This is a genomic window from Hahella chejuensis KCTC 2396 (assembly GCF_000012985.1).
GTDB classification, from domain to species: Bacteria; Pseudomonadota; Gammaproteobacteria; order Pseudomonadales; family Oleiphilaceae; genus Hahella; species Hahella chejuensis.
This window is the reverse complement of record NC_007645.1, coordinates 3,547,024-3,567,814: the sequence shown is the minus strand read 5'-3', so window position 1 is coordinate 3,567,814 and position 20,791 is coordinate 3,547,024. Positions and strand designations below refer to the sequence as shown.

General features: G+C 63.1%; 5 protein-coding genes. All 5 read left to right on the top strand.

Annotated features, from left to right (window positions below; genetic code table 11):
• From HCH_RS15500 to HCH_RS15480, 5 genes are read left to right on the top strand one after another with little or no spacing between them, the layout of a single operon-like run.
• A complete protein-coding gene (locus tag HCH_RS15500) occupies positions 1-1,233 on the top strand; it encodes an ACP S-malonyltransferase (protein WP_202945314.1) in 1,233 nt (410 codons plus the stop codon).
• On the top strand, positions 1,230-4,568 hold the full coding sequence (locus tag HCH_RS15495) for an AMP-binding protein (RefSeq protein ID WP_011397263.1): 3,339 nt from the start codon (positions 1,230-1,232) through the stop codon (positions 4,566-4,568). The genes HCH_RS15500 and HCH_RS15495 overlap by 4 nt, the downstream gene beginning before the upstream one ends.
• Entirely contained in the window at positions 4,565-11,146 is a 6,582-nt protein-coding gene (locus HCH_RS15490; RefSeq protein WP_011397262.1) for a type I polyketide synthase, read from the top strand. Before HCH_RS15495 ends, HCH_RS15490 begins: the two co-directional genes overlap by 4 nt.
• The gene (locus tag HCH_RS15485; RefSeq protein WP_011397261.1) at positions 11,139-14,282 is read left to right on the top strand and encodes a serine hydrolase; all 3,144 of its coding nucleotides are present in this window, start codon (positions 11,139-11,141) and stop codon (positions 14,280-14,282) included. The genes HCH_RS15490 and HCH_RS15485 overlap by 8 nt, the downstream gene beginning before the upstream one ends.
• Entirely contained in the window at positions 14,272-20,751 is a 6,480-nt protein-coding gene (locus HCH_RS15480) for a non-ribosomal peptide synthetase (RefSeq protein WP_011397260.1), read from the top strand. Before HCH_RS15485 ends, HCH_RS15480 begins: the two co-directional genes overlap by 11 nt.
• Positions 20,752-20,791 lie beyond the last annotated feature (40 nt).

Below are 20,791 nucleotides of genomic sequence, written 5' to 3'. Positions count from 1 at the left end.
ATGGATTCAGCTAAAACCGTCTTTCTTTTTCCCGGAGTGGGCGCCCAGCAGCCGGATATGTTCGCCGAATTCCTGGTTTATCCCGAGTATCGGGAGCGCCTGCAGGAAGTGTCGGAGCTGTCCCAGGTCAACCTGCAGGAGGTGATTCACGGCGAGCGCCGCGACGCACTAAAGCAGGTGCGCGTCGCCCAGTTGGCGCTGACGGCGACCACCGTCGCCATCGCCGACATTTTGCGCAAGCACTGCGGGCTGGTTCCCGATTTTGTGATGGGACACAGCCTGGGGCAATATCCCGCTATGTGCGCCGCCGGCTATCTGGATCTGGCTACGCTCACGCAGGTGGTCAATCTGCGTTCGGAGATCGTCGAGGCCTGTGCGCGTCAGTTCGAGCAAGGCGAAATGTGCTGGGTGCTGCACGCCCCGGCCGCGACCGTCGCGCAGGAAGTGGAGAAGGCGAGAGCAGAGGATGGGGTGAATATCTACATCTCCGCCATAGACGCCTTCGATCAGGCGACGGTCTCTGGAGAAATGGCGGAGATTAGACGTTTTGCGCCCCGGATGGAGGCCATGGGCGGTCTGCTGTATCCCCTTAAGATCGGCGGACCTTTCCACTCTCCGCTGATGGCGGAGGCGCGCGCGCAACTGGAGCGCCAGCTTGACTTCCTGCCCACCGCACAACCGGTCGAGCAGCTGTCCCGTCTGGTCTGCAATGTGAGCGGCGCGGAAACGCCGGCGGCGAACATAAAAGCCTCCATCCTGCAACACCTGACGTCGCCGGTGCAGTGGTTGCGGAGTTTGCAGTATGTGGCGCAAAACGGCGTCACCCGTTATCTGGAAATTTCCCCCAAATCCGTCCTGAGTTATCTGACCCAGCGCGCGAACCTGCCTATGCAATCGGTTTGCGAGCCTCAGGACCTGTTCGCCTTCGCACAGACGATGAGCGCGCCGCAGAATCGCCGCGAGCAGTTTCTGCAGCGCTGCTGTTATCACCTGTACAGCGCGAAACTGCCGGTTCTGGATGATCCCGGCGCCCTGCAACAGCTTCGCCGCATCAGAACCGAGGTAAAGGAGACGCTGGCTGACGCGAACCATAAACAGGGCGAACAGGCTGCCTTCATTCACGCCCGCACCCAGCAGTGGCTGAACATCATTGAAGACGCCGGCGCCGTCTCTCTGGCCATCGACAAGCGCAGGCTGCAACACCTTTACGACGCGGCGGAGCGCTGCGCATGAAGTCGTCAAACTACATTGAGGAGTTGCTGCAGGCGACTCCGCAAGCCAGCGGTTTGCTGTTTCATGCGTTGAAGGACGGCAACAGCGCCTATCACATTGGCGTGTCCTTTACTCTGCGCACGCCGGCGAGCGAGGCGGAGATTGGCGATCTGTGGCGGCGAATCCAGGCGTCGCAGCCGGCCCTGCGATCCGTTTTCCTGTGGCGTGGCCTGCGCGCGCCGCATCAGGCGGTGTATGCGTCGCCCCGCATTGCTTTGGACTATGCGCCTTTGGTTGCGTCAGCCCACAAAGCCCGCTGTCTCGACTGGCTGGCCCAGTCCAAGGCGCGGCCCTTCGAGCTGGACGCCGAAGTGTTCCGCATCGCCTGCCTGCATGACGTTGCAGCGGGGACGCTGAGCATTGCTTTCTGTTTTCATCACATACTGATGGATGGCTGGAGCAGCTCGTTACTGGTCTCCCTGTGGGTGCAGGGCCTGCGCGGCCAGGCTATCCCGCCGCTGGCGTCGCGGTTGTATTCGCAACAGCTTTGGAAAGGGCTGGACCCGGAAGCGCTGCGACGCAGTCGGGAGTATTGGCGCGATGCGTTGCAGGGCGTTGACGACAGGGATGTGGCGGTCACGACTAAATTACTGGATGAGCCCCTGTTCCGTCGCGCGACATCGAAATCAAACCGTGACGACTCGCCGCTCGCAGAGAACACCGCAAAAGCCGGGCGTCTGTGGCCGCAGGCCCGTAAGGCGGAGATCGAAGCGCTGTGCCGTCGCGCTGGCGTGACGCCGGCGAGTTTTGTGTATCTGTGTTGGGCGCTGACCTTAAGCAAGCTTACCTTTCAGAAAACCGTGGCGTTCGGCTGCGCCTTTTCCGGGCGCGAGGCGGCGCTGGCGCAAAACGCCGAGCAGCAACCGTTGGGACTGTTCACCAACACGACGCCGCTGTTGCTGATCCTGGACGGCGCCTGGACCCTGGAAGCGGCGCTGCGCGCGATGTTTCAGACCTTGCAGCGCACTCAGGCCCACGAAAAAACGCCGCCGCTACTGATTCGGGAAATAGCGGGACAGAGAGAAGAGCTGTATGACTCGCTGGTCGTGTTCGACAACTATCCTATCGACCCCAGTTTGCAGGACGCGTCCTACGCAACCTGCCTGACCGATCTGCATACCGAGGAAACCACCCATTTCGGCCTGACCCTTACGGTTTCCGGCGCGGACGCCTGGAAAGTCGAGTTAAGCGCGGGCGAGACCTTTAACGGCGATCCCGCTGCAGTGACGGCGGCGTTTCACGCCTTTGACAGTCTGGCGGCGGATCTGGTCGCAATGGCGGATCACGCGCCGATTGCGGACTGCCTGTTACAGCTGGTCCCGGATCAGGCGCAGGCGAGCCATCTGGTGGCGGGAGCGACCACTGCGACGGCGGACATCAACGCCGTATTGCAGGGCATACGTCAGCGCCTGATCGAGGCGCCGCAAAATATCGGCCTGATCGACGGCGACCGGCCCATCAGCCACGGCGAACTGGCGCAACGCATCGCCGCCGTGCAGGCGCAATTAGCGCGCGCAGGATTTGTGGCTGGCGACCGGGTGGGCGTGCATGCGCCGAAAGGCGAAGGATCGACCGTGGCGATTCTGGCGATCCTGTTCAGCGGCGGCAGCTACTTTTATCTCAACCCGAAAGATCCAACGTCGCGCAAGCAGACGTTACTGGAACTGGCGGGCTGCGGCATTGTGCTGTGCGACGCCGCGTTGATCGCCGAATTAGGCGCGGATAGTGGTCGTCTTCTATTGGAAATAGTGGAAAGAGTTGAGATAGAGGCGCCGCTGGCGACGCAAACGGACAGCGATGTCCCATCCCCACTTCCAGCGTTGTGGTCCCAACGGCGTCCCGAAGACGAGTTTTATTTCATTTTCACCTCCGGCACCACCGGCGCGCCCAAAGGCATCTCCATTCGCAATGAATCCGTCGCGAACCTGTTGGACTGGTTCATTGGCGAAACCGGGCTCACCCAGGCGGACCGGGTGCTGGGACTGACGGACCTGAATTTCGATCCCAGCGTGGAAGACCTGTTCGGCAGCCTCTGCGTGGGTGCTACGTTGATATACCCCGCGCCGCGGGTTTTACAGGAACGCACGGCGTTTATCCGCACGATGCAGGAGACAGAGGCGACTTTGGTCAATTTCATCCCCGGCGCCATTGCGCCGTTGCTGGAAGACGCCCCCAGGCTGCCCGCCATGCGGTTGTGGATCTTCGGCGGGGAAGAGCTGCCGTTGCGCTTGCGGGACCAACTGCTGGCTCAGGGATATGCGGTGAGCAACCATTATGGCCCCAGCGAGACGACCGTGGACTGCCTGAGCGCCAGACAATCGCTGGATGCGGAGATCGCCATTGGCTGGCCTATTCAGAACGTCGTCGCCTATTGCGCGGATATCTTCGACAAGCCGCTGCCTCCCGGCGTACGCGGCGAGCTGTGGGTGGCGGGGCGTGCGGTGGCCCGGGGCTACGCCACAAACCCGGTCGAGACCGCCAGAGCCTTCGTCCGCTACCAGGATCAGACGTTCTATCGCACCGGAGACGCAGTGACCTTTTCTCCGGCGAGCGGATTCAACTACCTGGGACGCATCGACGATCAGGTGAAAATTAACGGCGTGCGCATCGAGCCCCGCGAGCTGGAACGGATGGTGGAAACCATGGCGGAGGTGCGGGCCAGTTGTCTGCTGCCGGTCAGCGAAGCAGGCGGCAAGCGGCAATGGCGGCTGTTCGTCGACAGCGCTGCGCCAGCGGCGCAACTGGAGCCCCGGGTTCGCGAGCACATTCGCCGGCATCTGCCGGAGTCGTGGACCCCGTCGCGAATTCTGGCGGTGAACGGTTTTGCGCGTACGCTCACCGGCAAGATCGATCGTCGGCGACTACTCGACATCGCCGCCCGACAGGCTCAGCAAGACGCCCTGACGGCGGCTGCGCAGGCGCCGCTGACGGACCCGGTGGAAGCGCAGGTGCAGGCGATCTGGCGCGACATTCTGGAGACCCCGGCAGTGGCGTCGGACATCAACTTTTTCGACGCCGGCGGCGACTCCATCAAAATTATTACCCTGCAGTCGCAGCTGCAGCAACGATTCGCCCGGGACATTGGCGTGGCGGTTATTTTTGAGCATCCGACCATCGCCTCCTTCGCTGCCTGGATCAGGCGCAGCGAAGCGTCCGCAGAGCACACCGGCGCGCAGACGGACCCGGCTGACGCCGGCGCTGCGTCCACTCAGGCACATATCCTGTCGTCCGCCCGTTCCGGCAAGAACCGGCTGGCCGACAGACGGCGTAAAGTAAAAGGAAGTTCAGTATCATGAAGCGAGAATTTAGCGGTAACGAAGTCGCCATAATTGGTATTTCCTGCCGATTTCCCCAAAGCCCCGACTGGCGCGCGTTCTGGCGCAATCTCCTGGCGGGGCGCGAGCTGGTGTCGTTTTTTTCCAGGGACGAGCTGTTGGCCGCCGGCGCGCCATCCGATCTCATCGACCTGCCCAACTACGTGCCGGCCAAAGCCGCGCTTGAGGATGCGGAGTGCTTTGACTATGAGTTCTTCGGCTATTCACAGCGGGAAGCCCAGAAAATGGACCCGCAATTGCGGGTGCTTCACGAAGTCAGCTACAACGCCTTTCTCGACGCCGGGCTGAATCCAGGCGCGTCCTCTCTCAACGCCGGCGTGTTCATCGGTTCGACGCTGAACATGGAGCGGCTGGAGCAGTTCGCGGGCGCCAGTCAGGACATTGCGGAAATGTTCGACGTCGGCAACTACAACGATCCCGCTGCTTTCGCCACGCAGATCGCCTATCGGATGAAACTGCAGGGACCGGCGGTGCATGTGCAGACCGCCTGTTCGACCTCGCTGTCCGCCGTGCACCTGGCCTGCAAGTCCCTGCTGGCCGGAGAGTGCGACATGGCCCTGGCCGGCGGCGCCTGCATCACCGATCCGGTGACGGGCGGCTACCTGTACCAGAACGGCATGATCCTGTCGCCGGACGGTCACTGTAAGACTTTCTCGGATCAGGGCCAGGGCACGGTCAACGGCAATGGCGTGGGCGTGGTGCTGCTGAAGCTTCTGGAAGACGCTCTGGCGGACGGCGATCCGATTCATGCGGTGATCCTGGAGTCCGGCATGAACAACGACGGCGATCGCAAGGTGAGCTTTGAAGCCCCCAGCGTGCAGGGGCAGGCGGATGTCATTTCCCAGGTGTACCAACTGGCGGATATTCCGTTCTCCAGTCTGGGCATGATCGAAGCCCACGGCACCGCCACGGTGCTTGGCGATCCGATAGAAATTCAGGCGTTGAACAAAGCCGCGCAGGCGTTGACGCCGCCGGAGCAACTGGCGCAGTTTCGTTGCGCCATCGGCAGCGTCAAATCCAACATGGGGCATCTTGATGCGGCGGCGGGCGTTGCGGGTCTGATTAAGGCCGCCCTGAGCGTTCGCTATGGCAAGACTCCTCCCACGCTGCATTTCAACCAGCCCAATCCCCACCTGGAACTGGATAAAACCCCTTTCTGGGCGCCGACCCAGGCGACGGACTGGCCTGCCGGGCAACCCATTCGCCGTGCGGGAGTCAGCTCATTCGGCATCGGCGGCACCAACGTGCATGTACTGCTGGAGCAACCGCCGCGCATCGACGATCTGGACGCAGCCAGATCCGTGGAGAGCGCCGTGAAGACCGCTGAGACACAGACGGCGGCGCAGGGGCATATTCTGCCGCTGTCGGCATCCTCGCCGGCGGCGCTGGCCCGGTTGGCGCAAACCTACGCCTTGCATCTGGACCTGGAGCTTGCAGAGGGCGGCGCGGATCTGTCGCTAATCGCCCGGCAGTTGCAGGACAACCGCAGCGAGTATTCCTGTCGCGCGGCCTTTGTCGCCGCCGACGGCGCGGACTGGAAGCAGCAGCTGGACGCATGGGAATGGACGGACGGCGCCGAGAAGCCCAGAGACGACCAAGTCTGGCTGTTCCCGGGGCAGGGATCGCAATCCCCGCAAATGGGACTGCGTCTGGCGGCGGAATTTCCCGAATTCGGCGAACGTTATTTTCGTCTGCTGGAGCAGGCGGCGCAATTACTGATCACAGAACTTGGCGCGCAGCCCGGCGCTGAGCGGGACGCCCTGATCGAGCGCCTCAAACAGCCGGAATCCTTGTCGACGCTGTATCTGCAACCGCTGATCTATGCGCTGCAAACCGCCCTGGGCGTCTGGCTGCGCGAGATAGGCTGCCAACCGGCGGCGCTGTGCGGCTTCAGTCTGGGGGAATTCGCCGCAGCGGCGGTCGCAGGCGTTTTCACCCCGGAAGAGGGCATGACGCTGGTGGTCGCCCGCGCCAGACTGATGGACGCCACGCCCAAAGGCGCGGTGTTCGCCGTGAGCTGCAAGCAAGGCTTTGACGACCCATTGCCGGCTGAGCTGTGGCGGGTTGCGGAACTGAGTCCGGGAACCTGGACCCTGGCGACCTCGGAGGAGGGCGCTGCGGCGGCGGAAGCCTGGCTGACGCGCCAGGGACTGACGTTCAAGCGCGTGGCGGTGTCCCACGCCTTCCATACGCCGTTGATCGAATCGGCGGCGCGGGCGTTCGGCGAAATGCTGCAATCCTGCGCGCTGCAACCGGCGCAATGCGCCATTTTCTCGACCGCCACGGGCCGCAAGCTCGACGAGCGCGATATGTGCGATCCGCAATACTGGGTGCGGCAAATGCTGTCGCCGGTGCAGTGGGGCGCGGCGCTGGCGGAAGTGAATGCGGCGCATCCTGATGCGCTCTATACGCAAATCGGAACCGGCGTGGATTTGCTGCAGCATGCGCGCAAATGGCTGCGCCTGCAGGCGTCGAGATTGACGCCAAGTCTGGGCTCCGCCGGGGTGGGGCAAGAGGCGACGGCGTTACGCCAGTTCATCGCCAAAGCCTGGACCCAGGGCGCGCGCATCGCCTGGTCGCGGCTGTACCTACGGCCGGCGCGGGATCAAGAGAGCCTGCGCAGTCATCTGCCTGGTCACGCCTTTGAGCGTCGCGTTTGTGCGCCACTGACGAAGGCGCGTTCATTAAAGGCGCGTTCATTACCTGCATCTTCCGCACAGGATTCAAACAGGGTCGCTTCGCTGTTCTTTGGCTCGCATTTTTATGGTCAGGAATGGGAAAGCATTGGCGCGCAACCGCCCGAACGTTTGCCGATGGATGAAACCCCGGATATCTGGATTATCTGTCGTCAATTGACGCAACGAGAACGGGATCTAGCGCAGGCGCTGGAAACCCGCAACCAGCGCTGTGGAGTGATCGAGTGCGGCGAGTGGCGGGGCGATTTCAGCAAGGTCCATGCTGAGCTGCAGGACTGGCTGACGCAGCAGGGGGTGCGGGCGTCTGCGGCGATGGACGTGATTGTCACCGGATTGCTGGATGACCTGGACGCCACACAGGCGCAATTCTGGGCGTTCTGGCTGCCGGTGGCGCTGGCCAGGTGGAGCGCGGCGCAGCCGTCCTCGCCAAAATTAAGACTGATATTTCCCGCCGTCGGCATGGCGGCCTGGGAGGGAACGGAAACCCTGAACGCGGAAAAAAGCCAGTTGCTGGGCCCATTGCTGATTGCGCCGGAAGAATACACGGATCTGTCAGCCCTGTGCATAGACCTGACGAGCGAGCAGGCGGACGGCCCTGATGGAGAAAGCGTCGCCCAGGCTCTCAAACCCTGGCTGGAGCGCGGCTGGCGCGGCGGCCAGTTGTATTGCCTGCGACGCGATGCGTTCTGGCGTCGGCGTGTAAGCGCACGGATACAGGCGCAACCTCTGGCGCGCGCGCTTCCGGATATCAGCCGCAACAGCTGGGTGCTCATCACCGGCGCCAATGGCGGCATGGGCGCGGCGATTGCGGAGCATCTGGCGGAGGTCTACCACTGTCATCTGCTGTTGCTGGTGCGCAAGTCTTTACCGCCGCGACGGGACTGGGCGGCGGAGATCGCCGGTCAGAGCGCCAACGCTGAGTTTCTGCAATGGGTGCTGAGCCTTGAATCCAAAGGCGGCCGCGTCACTTTGCTGCAAGGGGATCTTGGCGACGAAGCGGCGCTGAACAAGGCGTTCGCGCCGGTGTTCCAGCTCGCGGCGCAGGGCGTTGGCGTCGACTATGTGTTCCATACCGCCGGTCGCGGCGAAGGCGCCATGATGCAGATGCGCTCGGAGGCGGAATCCCTCGCCACCCTGGCGCCGAAAGTCACGGGAACCCGTTTCCTGTGCGACAACCTGGAGCGGCTGGGGAAACCGACCCTGTTGCTGTTCTCCAGTCTGGGCAACTTACTGCCGAAGGAAAAAGTCGGTCAGGTCGCCTATGTTTCCGCCAACGCCTGCCTGGAGGCATACGCCGAACAGGTGCGTCGACGGGGCGGCCGCGCCCTGGCCATCGCCTGGGACGACTGGGCGGAATCCGGCATGGCGACGCGCTCGGCGCAGCAACTGGATGACGCCCTCAAACAGCCTGTGCGGTCCGAAGCGGAGCATGCCTCGCTTTGGCGCCGCTCCCTGGACGCCAGGCGGGACTGGTGGCTGGACGAGCACCGCATGGATGCCGCCACGACGGTGATGCCGGCCATGGGCATGGTGACGCTGGCCTATCGCGCCATCGCCGAGCAAGCGCTGGCGCAACGGTTTTCCCTGCACGGCGTCGCCATTGAAAGGCCGCTGGTGGTGCAGGACGGAGTGGCGTTAGACGTGGCGGTGGCGTTCTCCGACGACCACGCCGCGTTCACGATTTTCTCCGGCGTCGGCGCATTCTCCGCAGAGTCCTGGACCCGCCACGCAACCGGCAAAATCCGCCTTGGCGACAGCGCGATCTCATCGCAACAGGCGGGCCCAGAGCCAGTCGGGGGTAAGGAGACAGTCGGGGACGAGGAGTCAGTTGGGGAGAGGGAGCCTCTGTTTCGCGTTCGCGATGGTGTCGGCGTCAGCCCCAAAGGCGCGCTGGCCTTCGGACCGCGCTGGCGCAATGTGATCGCGGTGGATCGCGTCGCCCCCGACGCCGTCGCTGTGCAATTGCAGCTGCCGGCGGCTTATCAGGGCGAAGCGGCGGCGGAGGGTCTGCATGTCGCATTGCTGGACACCGCCACCCTGATCGCCTCTCCGGAACAGGAAGACGCGCAATATGCGCCAGTGTCCATCGGCGCCTTCACACAGTATGCGCCCATGGGCGACCAGGTCAGGAGCCGGGTGCAGGTCAGCGATCTGGGCGCCGGCAAGTTGCTACAGGTGAAAATCTATTCGGATGCGAACGCCTTGTTGGTGGCGATCGACGATCTGCTGCTGGTGGATGCGTCTGAGGCGTTACGCAGTAATGACTCGGCGCGTCACGCCGTCATGCGCTTGCGCAATGGCGACGCCCGCGATGGCAATTTCGCCTTCGAATCCCGCCAGGAACCGCGCCGGGAGCCCGGCCCGCTGGAGGTGGAGATTCAAGTCAGGGCGGCGGGACTTAACTTCAAGGATGTCTTGATCGCCCTGGGAGTTTTACCCGCGCCGTCCGACCCGAGCATGACCTTCGGCCAGGAAGCGGCGGGGGTCGTCACCCGGATTGGTGCGGAGGTGACGAAGGTTCGCGTCGGTGACCGCGTGATGTGCGCGGGCCATAGTTGTCTGGCGGAGCATGTCCTGATGCCGGAGCGGGTGGTGGCTCCTATCCCCCCTGTGCTCGGATATCAGCAGGCCGCCGGCGTCCCTGTCGCGTTCACCACCGCCTGGATCGCGTTGCGGCACACCGCCAATCTGAGGCCGGGGGAACGCATACTGATCCATTCCGCCGCTGGCGGCGTGGGTATGGCGGCCATGCAGATCGCGCTGCATCTGGGGGCGGAAGTCTGGGTCACCGCCGGTACGGAAGAGAAACGTAATCTGCTGGTGAGTCTGGGCGCCCAGGGCGCGGCGAACTCCAGAACCCGTGAATTCGGCGACGTTTTCCGCGAGCGCCTGGGCGAGCGGCCTTTCCAGGTAATTCTCAACGCGCTGGCGGGTGAGTTGCTGGAGGAGAGCCTGTCCTTGCTGGCGCCCCAGGGGCGCTTCCTGGAGCTGGGGCTGCGGGACATTTTGCAGGACTGGAAACTGGGCCTGTCGATGTTTGCCGAGGGCGGCAGTTTCCACGCCGTACAGGCTGGGGCGGAGCATCCTGCTTACAAAGAAGCCTGGGCCGAAGTCGTGGCGCTGCTGGAGCGGGAGGCGCTGAGACCTTTGCCCACCAAAGCCTACGCCGCCAGAGACATCGCCGACGCGTTTCAGTTTATGGCCCAGGGCCGGCACATCGGAAAGATCGTCATTGCGATGGAGACGCCTTCGGAGGAGCGAAGCTTCGCCGCCAAACTGCGGGAGGAGGGACTGTCGAACCAGGAAGGAACGCGCATCGCGCTGGCGATGGCGACCCTGGCGCGTCAGCTGCAGACGCCTTTTGTCGCCGTCTCCAAACTGCCTGTGGGCGTGGTGCTGGAGAAACAATTGAGCACTCAGCAGATGCTGTTCAGCGCCAGCGCTTCTCAGGGCGCGCCGGACGCCGCCGATGAGGCGGAATCTCTGGCGGGCGCGGACGCGGAAACGCTGCTGACGGCGATGCGCGCCATGCTGGAAAGCTTCCTGGGCACGGACGGGCTGGATGTTGACGCCAGCTTCTTCAATCTGGGGGCGACCTCACTGGACCTGATCCAGTTCGCCAAACGACTGGAGCAAAGGCTGGCCCGTGAGATTCCGGTGGCCCTGCTGTTTAAAGCCGCCTCCCTGCGTGAGTTGAGCAAGGAACTGGCGCCGGCGGAGTCTGCGCCGGTCGATCCCGCGCCGTCTGCGCAGGCGGACCTTGGCGACAAGCGACGGGCGCTGCAGGCCCGTCGCAAGTTGCGGGGCGCGACCCAGCGTCAGGAGAGCGAAGTCAATGAATAATGTCGGCTTAATCCGCATTGGCGTACTTCTGATCAGCCTCCTGCTTGCGCTGACGGGGCGCGCGTTCGCCGACATGGCGGGCGTCAAGCCGGCGGCGGACCTGGCGCAGACGGTCAGCGAGCTGACCCGGCGCTGGGACGCGTCACAGATTCCCACTGGGGGACTGAGCGTGGTCGTCAATGGTCAGGCGCACACGCTGCGTCTGGGGGCGCAGGAGGCCGGCGTATTCGAGCTGGCGTCCTGTTCGAAAGCCTTCACCGGCCTGTTGATCGCCGTGCTGGAGCAGGAGGGCGCGCTGAGCCGGCAGGATGCGATCACGCGCTGGATTCCGGAGCTGAATCAACGCCCGGAGTTGGGATATTCCGCCATTCGCCTGAATAATCTGCTGTTCCATAGCAGCGGTCTGTCCGGGGATACCCTGGACCTGCTGCGCCCCAGCGACGCCGCCAACGCTCTGGAGCAATTGCCGGGCTTGTTGCGGGACACGCCGCTGGCTTACCCGGTCGGCGCCAGGGAAGAGTACGCCACGCTGAACTACAGCCTGCTGGGGCTGGCGGCGGAGCGGGCGACGGGGAAATCCTTCGCGGTCCTGTTACGGGAGAAAATCTTTCTGCCCCTGGGCATGAAGGACACCTTCGTGGAAGGCGATCCCGCCGCCACCGCGCCGCGCATATCGGGCTACAAGCTCAGCTTCACCGTCGCCAGACCGTATGAGGCGCCGCGCTATCTGCAAAACACCCCGGCGGGATATATCCTCAGCACGCCGGAGGACATGGCGCGGTGGCTGCAGTTTCTGCTGCAGCCGCCAAAGCTAAGCGACTCCCGTTTGGACGTCTTGCAGTGGGCGTCGCAGCAGGCGAAACGTCCCTATGGCGGCGACAGCGACGCAGGCTACGCCTATGGGTGGGATGTGGAGGCGGGGGCCACCACCAGTTGGAGTCATCCGGGACAGAACCCCAACGCCGGCGCCTATGTGGCGTTCGACCCGCAAACCGGAGTCGGCGTTGCGTTGCTGGGCAACAGCAACAGTCCGCAAGTGATTCAGCTGGGCCGGGCGGTCTTCGAACACCTGCGCGGCGCGTCGCCGCAGCCTCTGCCTGAGCGCTTCGCCGCGGATACGGGAGACTGGATCGCAACCGTCGCCGCCGTGGTTTTCTGGTTGTGCGCGCTGCTGACGCTGCCTGTACTGAGGCGTCTGCAAGCGCGTTCCGCGGGCCCGGCGGATGGCGGAGCCAAGGGATTCCAGGTGGACGCAGCCATTGTGCAGGAGAGTTTCGTGCAGTCTGCGGAAAGGGTGAGCTGGCGCGCATTCCTGGGACGCCTGCTGGTGCTGAACGTCGCGCTGGCGTCGGTGCTGATGATCGCGCCGCCCCTTACCCTGGGACTGGGATGGGCGAACCTGCTGGTGTGGGGCCCAACAAGTCTGCTGGCTGCGGCGGCGGGACTGGTGGTCTGCGTCAACGCTCTGAGCCTGTTCTTTTTCCAGGCGTCCCGTCACAGCGACAAGTTCAACAGCAAAACCTTTTCGTCGCTGATGATCGCCAAAGTGGTCGGCCTGACGGTGATTTCCGGCCTGCTCAACTCGGCCCTGGTGCTGTGCATCATCCAGGCGATTGACAGCCCGGCGGCCAATCTGGCGTACAGCGCTGCGCTGTTGTTCAACTGCATCTATTTCTACATTTCCGCCCGCAAGGCCGCGGAACTGCAGATCATGCGGTTCGGCCACGCTTTCGTGCAGGGCTGGCGCATGGAGATCATCCGTAAGCTGCTGGCGTCGGATTACAAAAGCGTGGAGCGACTCTCGCCTGGAAAAATTCAGTCCGTGGTGGGTGAAGATTCCCAGGAGCTGGCCAAAAGCGTGCTCGCCTTCGTGCCGTTCTTCGCCAACCTGCTGACGATTGTGTTTCTGTTCGCCTATCTGATGGCGTTCAAATCCACGCTGGCGACGTCCATTCTGCTGGCCTGCGCGGTTCCCATGATCGGCCTGTACTACTACGTGTCCGAGCGCGCCAACCGCATCATGCCGCAGGCGTTGCAGACCCGCAGCGAGTTCATGGACACCGTTGAAGACCTGCAGAAGGGCTACAAAGGGCTGCGCCGGGAGGCGGTGAAACGCAGTTTCCATCGTCACGCCCAGGCGGTGTCAGACCGCTTCAAGGGACTGAGAATTCAGTATGACCGCGGCTTCCTGAGCGCGTTCTTCATCGGCGAGTCCCTGCTTACGGTGTTGCTGGTGGCTGTGGCTTTGCTGTTTCCGTTGCTGATTCCCCGGTTCGACGGAGATGCGTCGAAAGAGTATCTGATCATCCTGCTGTACCTGATCGGTCCTTTGAACGCGGTCATGTCGGCGATGCCCGAACTGGTGCGGCTGCGCAGCCTGATGCGCAATATGGTGGCGTTCAGTCAGTCCATCCAGAGCGTTGAGTCCGGCGCGGCGGGCGCGACTCTGCAATCGGTCAAAACCCTGCAACCGGTCAAAACCCTCCAGCTTGAAGGCGTTCGCTTCAACTATCCCGCGCCGGGCGGGGAAAGCGAATGCTTCGGGGTCGGGCCGGTCTCCATGACGGCGGCAAGCGGCAAGGCCTACTTCCTGACGGGAGGCAACGGCTCCGGCAAGAGCACCCTGGCGATGATTCTGGCGGGGCTCTACGCCCCCGCCCAGGGCGCCCTCAGGATAGACGGCGTCGAGGTGTCGCAAAGCCAGTTGCTGGAGCACACCCGCGCCATATTCAGCGACAACTGGCTGTTCAAGCGGATATACGACCCCGCCCTGATCGCGGCGCGGGACGCCATCAACCGCAACATCGCGCTGCTTGGCATGGCGGATAAGTCCACGCTGCTGGACGACGGCGCCTTCGACAACATCAAGCTGTCCACCGGACAGCGCAAACGCCTTTCTTTGGCCATGCTGCTGGCGGACCCCAGTCCGGTGGTGGTGCTGGATGAGTGGGCCGCGGACCAGGACCCGCGCTCCAAATCCCGGTTTTACAAGGAATGGGTCCCTATGCTGAAAGCCCAGGGACGCATCGTTTTTGTCGTGACCCATGATGATGAGTATTTTTCCGAGGCGGACGCCCTGATCACCATGAAAAACGGTCAACTTATTGAGTTCAAAGAAGATAGTTATGTTTACTAAATCGTTGTTAGACAGTAATTCTGGCCATCTCAAACAAACCGACCCGGGTGCAAACGCCGTCGCGGACGATTGCGTGCACGACCTGTTCGAGCGTCAGGCGGCGCTGACGCCGAGCGCCATTGCTCTCAGCTTTGGCGCGGAAACCCTGACCTATGACGTGCTGAACCGCCGCGCCAACAGGCTGGCGCATGAATTGCGCCGGCGTTATGGCGACGAACTGGCGGTAGTGGGCGTCTGTCTGGATCGCGGCATAGACGCTATCGTCGCCGTGCTGGGCGCGCTCAAAGCCGGCGCCGCCTATGCGCCGGTGGATATGAGTTATCCGCTTGAGCGTCAGGCTTATATTCTGCGCGACTCCAATGTCTCAGTGGTGATTTCCAGCGCCGAGATTATCCGCGCGCTGCCCGATACCTTCGCCTTCCTGGATATGGACGCCTATGACTTTTCCGGCGACGCAAACGACGACGAGTCGCAGAATCCGTCCCGCGCCTGCACGCCGGAGGATCTGGCGTACCTTATCTATACCTCCGGCTCCACGGGCGCGCCCAAAGGCGTGTGTATGCCCCACAAAGCCCTGGTGAATTTATTGGTCTGGCAGATTCGCGAGCAGGGCGACTACGCAGGCAAGAAAACCCTGCAGTTTTCCCCGTTGAGTTTTGATGTGTCGTTTCAGGAAATCTTCGCCACGCTGGCCAGCGGCGGCGAGCTGGTGTTGATGGCGAACGAGCTGCGTCTGGACCCGCTGGCGCTGTTGTCGCTGATTGAGTCGCAGCAGGCGCAACGGATATTCCTGCCTTATGTGGCGCTGAACAGCCTGGCGCTGGCGGCGGTGGCGGAGGATCGCTATCCCGGCGGACTGCTTGATGTGGTGACCGCCGGCGAGCAGCTGGTGATCACCCCCGCCATCAGGCAATTCTTCAGCGCTTTACCGAACTGCCGTCTGCATAACCACTACGGTCCGTCGGAAAGCCATGTGGTGACGGCGCACACCCTGAGCGGACATCCCCGGCAATGGCCGGATCTGCCCTCAGTGGGGGCGCCCATCGATCAGGTTGAGTTGTTTGTGCTGGACGAGAACAACCGTCCGTTGCGCGACGAAACGCCGGGTGAGCTGTGCATCGGCGGGCTGCAACTCGCCTATGGCTATCATCAGCGTCCGCAGGAGACCGCCGCCCGGTTCGTCGATATCGATGTGGACGGCGGCGGGCCGCGGCGCCTGTATCGCACGGGGGATCTGGCGCGCTGGCGGCCGGACGGGCTGCTGGACATTCTGGGTCGCATCGACTTTCAGGTCAAAATACGCGGCTATCGGGTTGAACTGGGTGAAGTCGAAGCCATGCTGATGCGGCATCCGGCGGTGCGCGATGCGGTCGTGGCGGCGCAGGGAGAGGATGCGGACAGCAAATGTCTGGCGGCCTTCGTCCTGGTCTCGGAGCGTGCGCAGCAACGCCAGACCTCAGAAGGCGTTCAGGAAAGCATTCGCCGTTATATGCAGGAGCAGGCGCCGGACTACATGAGGCCCGCGGCGGTGGTCATCATGGAGCGTTTCCCGTTATCCGCCAGCGGCAAGGTCGACCGTAAAGCCTTTCCGGTCATCGCCCACGGGGCGGCGAACAACGGCGACGCCACGCCGCCCGAGACTGCGCTGGAGCGCCTGCTGGCGGAGGTGTGGAGCGAGCTGCTGGGGGTTCAGGACATCGGCCGCAATGCGCACTTTTTCAACCTGGGCGGCCACTCTCTGCTTATCGTGAAAATGATGCTGGCGCTGCGTCGTCGCGGCTTCATCGTGGATGCGCACACCCTGTATCAGCACCCGGTCCTGGCGGATCTGGCGACGCAGTTGCGGCGGTTTGACGCGCAGCAGGGGACGGCGACTTTAGAGGCGAACGAAACCCGGCCGACGTTGTGGTCGCAACTGAGCCAGGAGGAACAGACCGCCATCGCCGCCACCACGGGCGGACTCGCCAACATCAAGGACGTCTGTCCTTTGGGGCCGCTGCAGCAGGGCATGTTCTATCATGCTCTCGCTAACCCCGCGGCGGACCCCTATGTGTTATGGCAGGCGACCCGGTTCGCCAGCGCCGATCTGTTGCATGGCTATCTGGACGCGCTGCGCAATACCATCGCCCGGCACGACGCTTTCCGCGTCGGCATCGCCTATGAAGGGCTGACGCAACCGTTGCAGGTGGTTTGGCGAGAAGCGCCGTTGGCCGTAGAGGAAGTGCATGCGGAAAGGGAGGGTGAAGACGCCGTGACCGCCCTGAAGCGACGCTGCGCTGCATCCGCGCAACGCTTCGATATCGCCAGGGCGCCCTTGCAGCGTTGTTACTACTGCTATGACGCCCAGAACGGGCAATGGGTGTTGCTGCACCTGTTGCATCATCTGGCGGTGGACCACGCCACTGTAGAAAAAATGCAGCAGGAGATAGAAGCGCAATTGCTGGGCAAAGCGCTGGCGCCGGCGTCCGCGGTGTCGTTCTCCCTGACCCGATCCGGCCTGTATTCCGACATCAATACTGCGGAGCGCAAAGCCTTCTTCGACGCCATGCTGCTGGACTATGAACCGGGGCCTGCGCCTCTTGGCCTGGAACAGTATCTGACCGGCGAAGATGCGGTCACGGAGGCCTGGCGCTCGCTTTCTCCGGCGCAATCCGCGCAGATACGGCGGCAGGCCAGGGCGCATGGCGTCAGCGTCGCAGCGATCATTCATCTGGCCTGGGCCCAGGTAGTGGGCAGCCTGAGCGGGCGCGATGACGTGGTGTTCGGCACGGTGCTGCTGGGACGCATGTTCGCCGGCGACGAAGCGGAGAGCGCCATGGGGCAGTTCATCAACACGCTGCCGATTCGTCTGCGTCTGGGGGCGCTGCCGGTGCTGGAAGGATTGTGGAACGCCCAGGACAGGCTGATGCAATTGGTGAAGCATGAACAGGCCTCCCTGGCGCAGGCGCAAAAGTCCGCGCAGGTTCAGGGCGAGACGCCATTGTTCACGACCATGTTGAACTACCGTCACAGTGACGTGCGCAACGTTCCGTCGGCGGACCCGTTTCAGGCCCTCAATCCCTCCGCCGTAGAGGGCGTCAGCTACTCCGGCGTGATGGAGCGCACCACCTATCCGGTGTCGGTGAATGTGGACGATTTTGGCGATGATTTTGTGGTCAACGCACAGGTGACGCAGGGACATGATCCAGAGCGGGTGTGCGACTTTTTTGAGACGGCGCTGCGGGAAATCGTCGGCGCCCTGGAAGCGGCGCCGGAAACCCGACTTGGCCGTCTGAGCGCCATGCCTGAGCAGGAACGTGATCTGGTGGTGCGACGCTGGAATCAGACCCAGGCGGACTTTCCTGGCGAGGCCTGCCTGCATTGGTTGATCGAAGCGCAGGCTGCGCGCACGCCGGACGCGGTGGCAGTGGAATTCGGCGAGGAAACGCTGACCTATGCGCAGTTGAACCGCCGCGCCAATCAACTGGCGCGCTATCTGAAGGAAGACGTGGGCGTCGGGCCGGACGCCATCGTCGGCGTCTGCGTGGAGCGCAGTCTGGAAATGGTGGTGGCCTTGCTGGCGGTGTTGAAAGCCGGCGCCGCCTATGCGCCGCTGGACCCGCATTATCCCGGCGACCGTCTCGACTACATGTTGCGCGACGCCGCTCCGAAAGCGGTGCTGACTCACGCTCAAGTACCCGCGGACGTTAATGCGCTGCTGGCGGCCTATGCCGTAGAGCGCGAGGCGCGCCTGATTGATCTCAACGCCACAGCGGCCTGGGAGCACAAGCGCAGCGTCGATCTGAGCCGGGAAGAAACGGCGGTGAACGCCTCTCATCTGGCGTATGTCATCTACACATCCGGGTCCACCGGACGCCCGAAAGGCGTGATGAACGAACATCGCGGTGTGGTGAACCGTTTGACCTGGATGCAGAAGGCCCACGCTTTGACGGCGGAGGACGCGGTGCTGCAAAAAACGCCGTTCAGCTTCGATGTCTCCGTGTGGGAATTCTTCTGGCCGTTGATGTACGGCGCGCGCCTGGTGGTGGCGAAGCCGGAGGGGCACAAGGACCCGGTGTACTTGAGCGACCTCATCCGCGCCCGTCGCGTCACCACCCTGCATTTCGTGCCGTCCATGCTGTCGCCGTTCCTGGATCAGGCGGCGGCCGGCGTCAGCGACAGCCTGCGCCATGTATTTTGCAGCGGCGAAGCCTTGCCCGCTCAGAGCGTGCGCCGGTTTCGGGAGCGATTCCCCGGCGTTGAACTGTACAACCTGTATGGACCGACCGAGGCCGCCATTGACGTGACGGTGTGGGATTGCGTGGGCAATGAGGTCGGCGCGACGGTTCCCATCGGTCGCCCGATCGACAACATCCGCCTTTATATCCTTGATCCGCACCGCCAGCCCTGTCCGGTCGGAGTCGTTGGCGAGCTGTATATCGCTGGCGTGGGCGTGGCGCGGGGCTATCTGAATCAACCCGAGCTGACCGCCGAAAAATTCGTCGCCGATCCATTCTGCGCTGACGGGGGGCGGGCCATGTATCGCACGGGCGATCTGGCGCGTTTTCTACCGAATGGCGACATTGAGTACCTGGGACGCAATGACTTTCAGGTCAAGCTGCGCGGTTTTCGCATTGAGCTGGGCGAGGTGGAGGCGGCGATTGCGTCCCACGCCAGCGTCAGGGAATGCGTTGCGCTGGTGCGCGAAGATGCGCCGGGAGACGCGCGTCTGGTCGCCTATGTCACGGCGGCGCCGTCACTGGCGCTGGCGAACGGCGAAGACGTGGACGCTCAGGCAGACGCGTTGAATCTCGCGCTGCGGGAACATCTGCAAGACCGTCTGCCGGCGTTCATGATTCCTTCCAACTTTGTCTGGCTGGCGACCATGCCCGTCACCAGCAATGGCAAACTGGATCGCAAAGCATTGCCGGCGCCGTCTTTCAGCGCCGTGGCTCCTTCTGAGGCGCAAGCGCCCAGGGACGGCGTGGAGGCCAGGCTGGCGCAGTTGTGGCGCTCTCTGCTCAACACCGACGCCATTGGCCGTCAAACGCACTTTTTCGAAGCCGGCGGACATTCGCTGCTGGCGGTGGCGCTGATGGCGGGCATTCAGCGGGAGTTCCATCTCGCTCTGTCTCTGGGCGCGATCGTGGCGCATCTGGATCTGGAGAGTCAGGCCAGGTTGATTGAAGCCGAATTGGTTCGTTCTCAGGCGGAACAGACTGCGGACGCGCAATCAGCGACACTCATGTCAGCGTCAACTAAGCCGCCAGCATCAACTCAGTCACCAACCCAGGGCATCCGGGCGTTGCCTGCGCAAAGAGCGATTTACAAGGCGGTGAAACTGAATCCCGGCGATCTCAGCAACAACAGTTTTGTGGCGCTGGCGTTTGATGCGGAGCCGGATCTGAAACAACTGCGCAATCTGCTGCAAACGGTGTTTTCACGCCATGAGAGTCTCAGCGCGCAGTTTACGCTGGCGGAAGGCGAACTTTTCCTGCGTCCCGCCAAACGCTTCCTGTTTCGTCTGGAAAAACGGCAAAGCCTGGGGAGTCTGGAAGAGGACGTGCGCGACTTTGTGCGGCCGTTTTCTCTGGAAGATGGCGTAAACGTGCGCGGTCGCTGGGTGTCCGATGCTCAGGGCGGCGTTTTGTTGCTGGACTTCTCTCATGCCTGCATTGACGGCTCGGGACTGACCCAGGTTCTGCATGAGCTGACGGCGGACGCCGCCCAGTCCGACGCCGGCGGCGATCTGAGCGCGTACTCCGAGTTGTTCTACAGCCCGGCCTTCGCCGCTCAGCGACGCACGCACGCGGATTACTGGCTGGCGCAACTGCAAGGTTGGACGCCGGCCTCGCCGGCGGTCACTGCTCAACCGCGCACCGGCGCCTGGCTGGTCTCTGTGGACGCCGACTGCAAGGCGCGCATTGAAGCGCTGACCGCCAGACTGAAGATCAGCGTTCCAGAATACTTTATGGCGGTGTTCGCCCTGTTCAAGAGTGGACTCGACCAGCAGGCGGAGCAACTGGTCTCCATGATCTTCCACGGCCGCGACAATCTGGCGCAACAGACGGTCATCGCGCCGCTGATGACCCTGTTGCCTGTGCGGGTGATCATGGCGTCGGAGCAGGGGGGCGCCTTGTTGCAAGAGGTGTCCAATGCGGTTCGCGAGGCCTGTCGTCATTATCTGTTCGATGCGGAGGACCTCGGCGCCCGTCACCCTGACCTGTCCAGAGAGGCGCTGTATCCCGCCGCCTTTTTCGGTTACTTCAAGAAAGAAGGTTTCACCGGCCGCATCGCCGGAGTCCCTTGTCGCCAGCTTGAGCTGCCCGGCCTGGCGGGAGCGCAGTCGCAGTGGAGCCTGACCTGTGAGGTGGCGGAACATGACGCCGGCTTCGACATCCGGCTGGAGGCGTTGGCGTATCGCGCCGAGGCGGCCCAGGAAGACTGGGGCGCCCGCTTCAAGGAAGCGCTGCAATGTGCGCTGGATTGAAAAAAGAATCCAGGCAAACACGGATAAGCAGAAAGGCGTG

What these genes read in the sequence shown, in the direction of transcription:
- HCH_RS15500 (WP_202945314.1), top strand. Translation starts at nt 1, where the DNA reads ATGGATTCAGCTAAAACCGTCTTTCTTTTTCCCGGAGTGGGCGCCCAG.
- HCH_RS15495 (WP_011397263.1), top strand. Translation starts at nt 1,230, where the DNA reads ATGAAGTCGTCAAACTACATTGAGGAGTTGCTGCAGGCGACTCCGCAA.
- HCH_RS15490 (WP_011397262.1), top strand. Translation starts at nt 4,565, where the DNA reads ATGAAGCGAGAATTTAGCGGTAACGAAGTCGCCATAATTGGTATTTCC.
- HCH_RS15485 (WP_011397261.1), top strand. Translation starts at nt 11,139, where the DNA reads ATGAATAATGTCGGCTTAATCCGCATTGGCGTACTTCTGATCAGCCTC.
- HCH_RS15480 (WP_011397260.1), top strand. Translation starts at nt 14,272, where the DNA reads ATGTTTACTAAATCGTTGTTAGACAGTAATTCTGGCCATCTCAAACAA.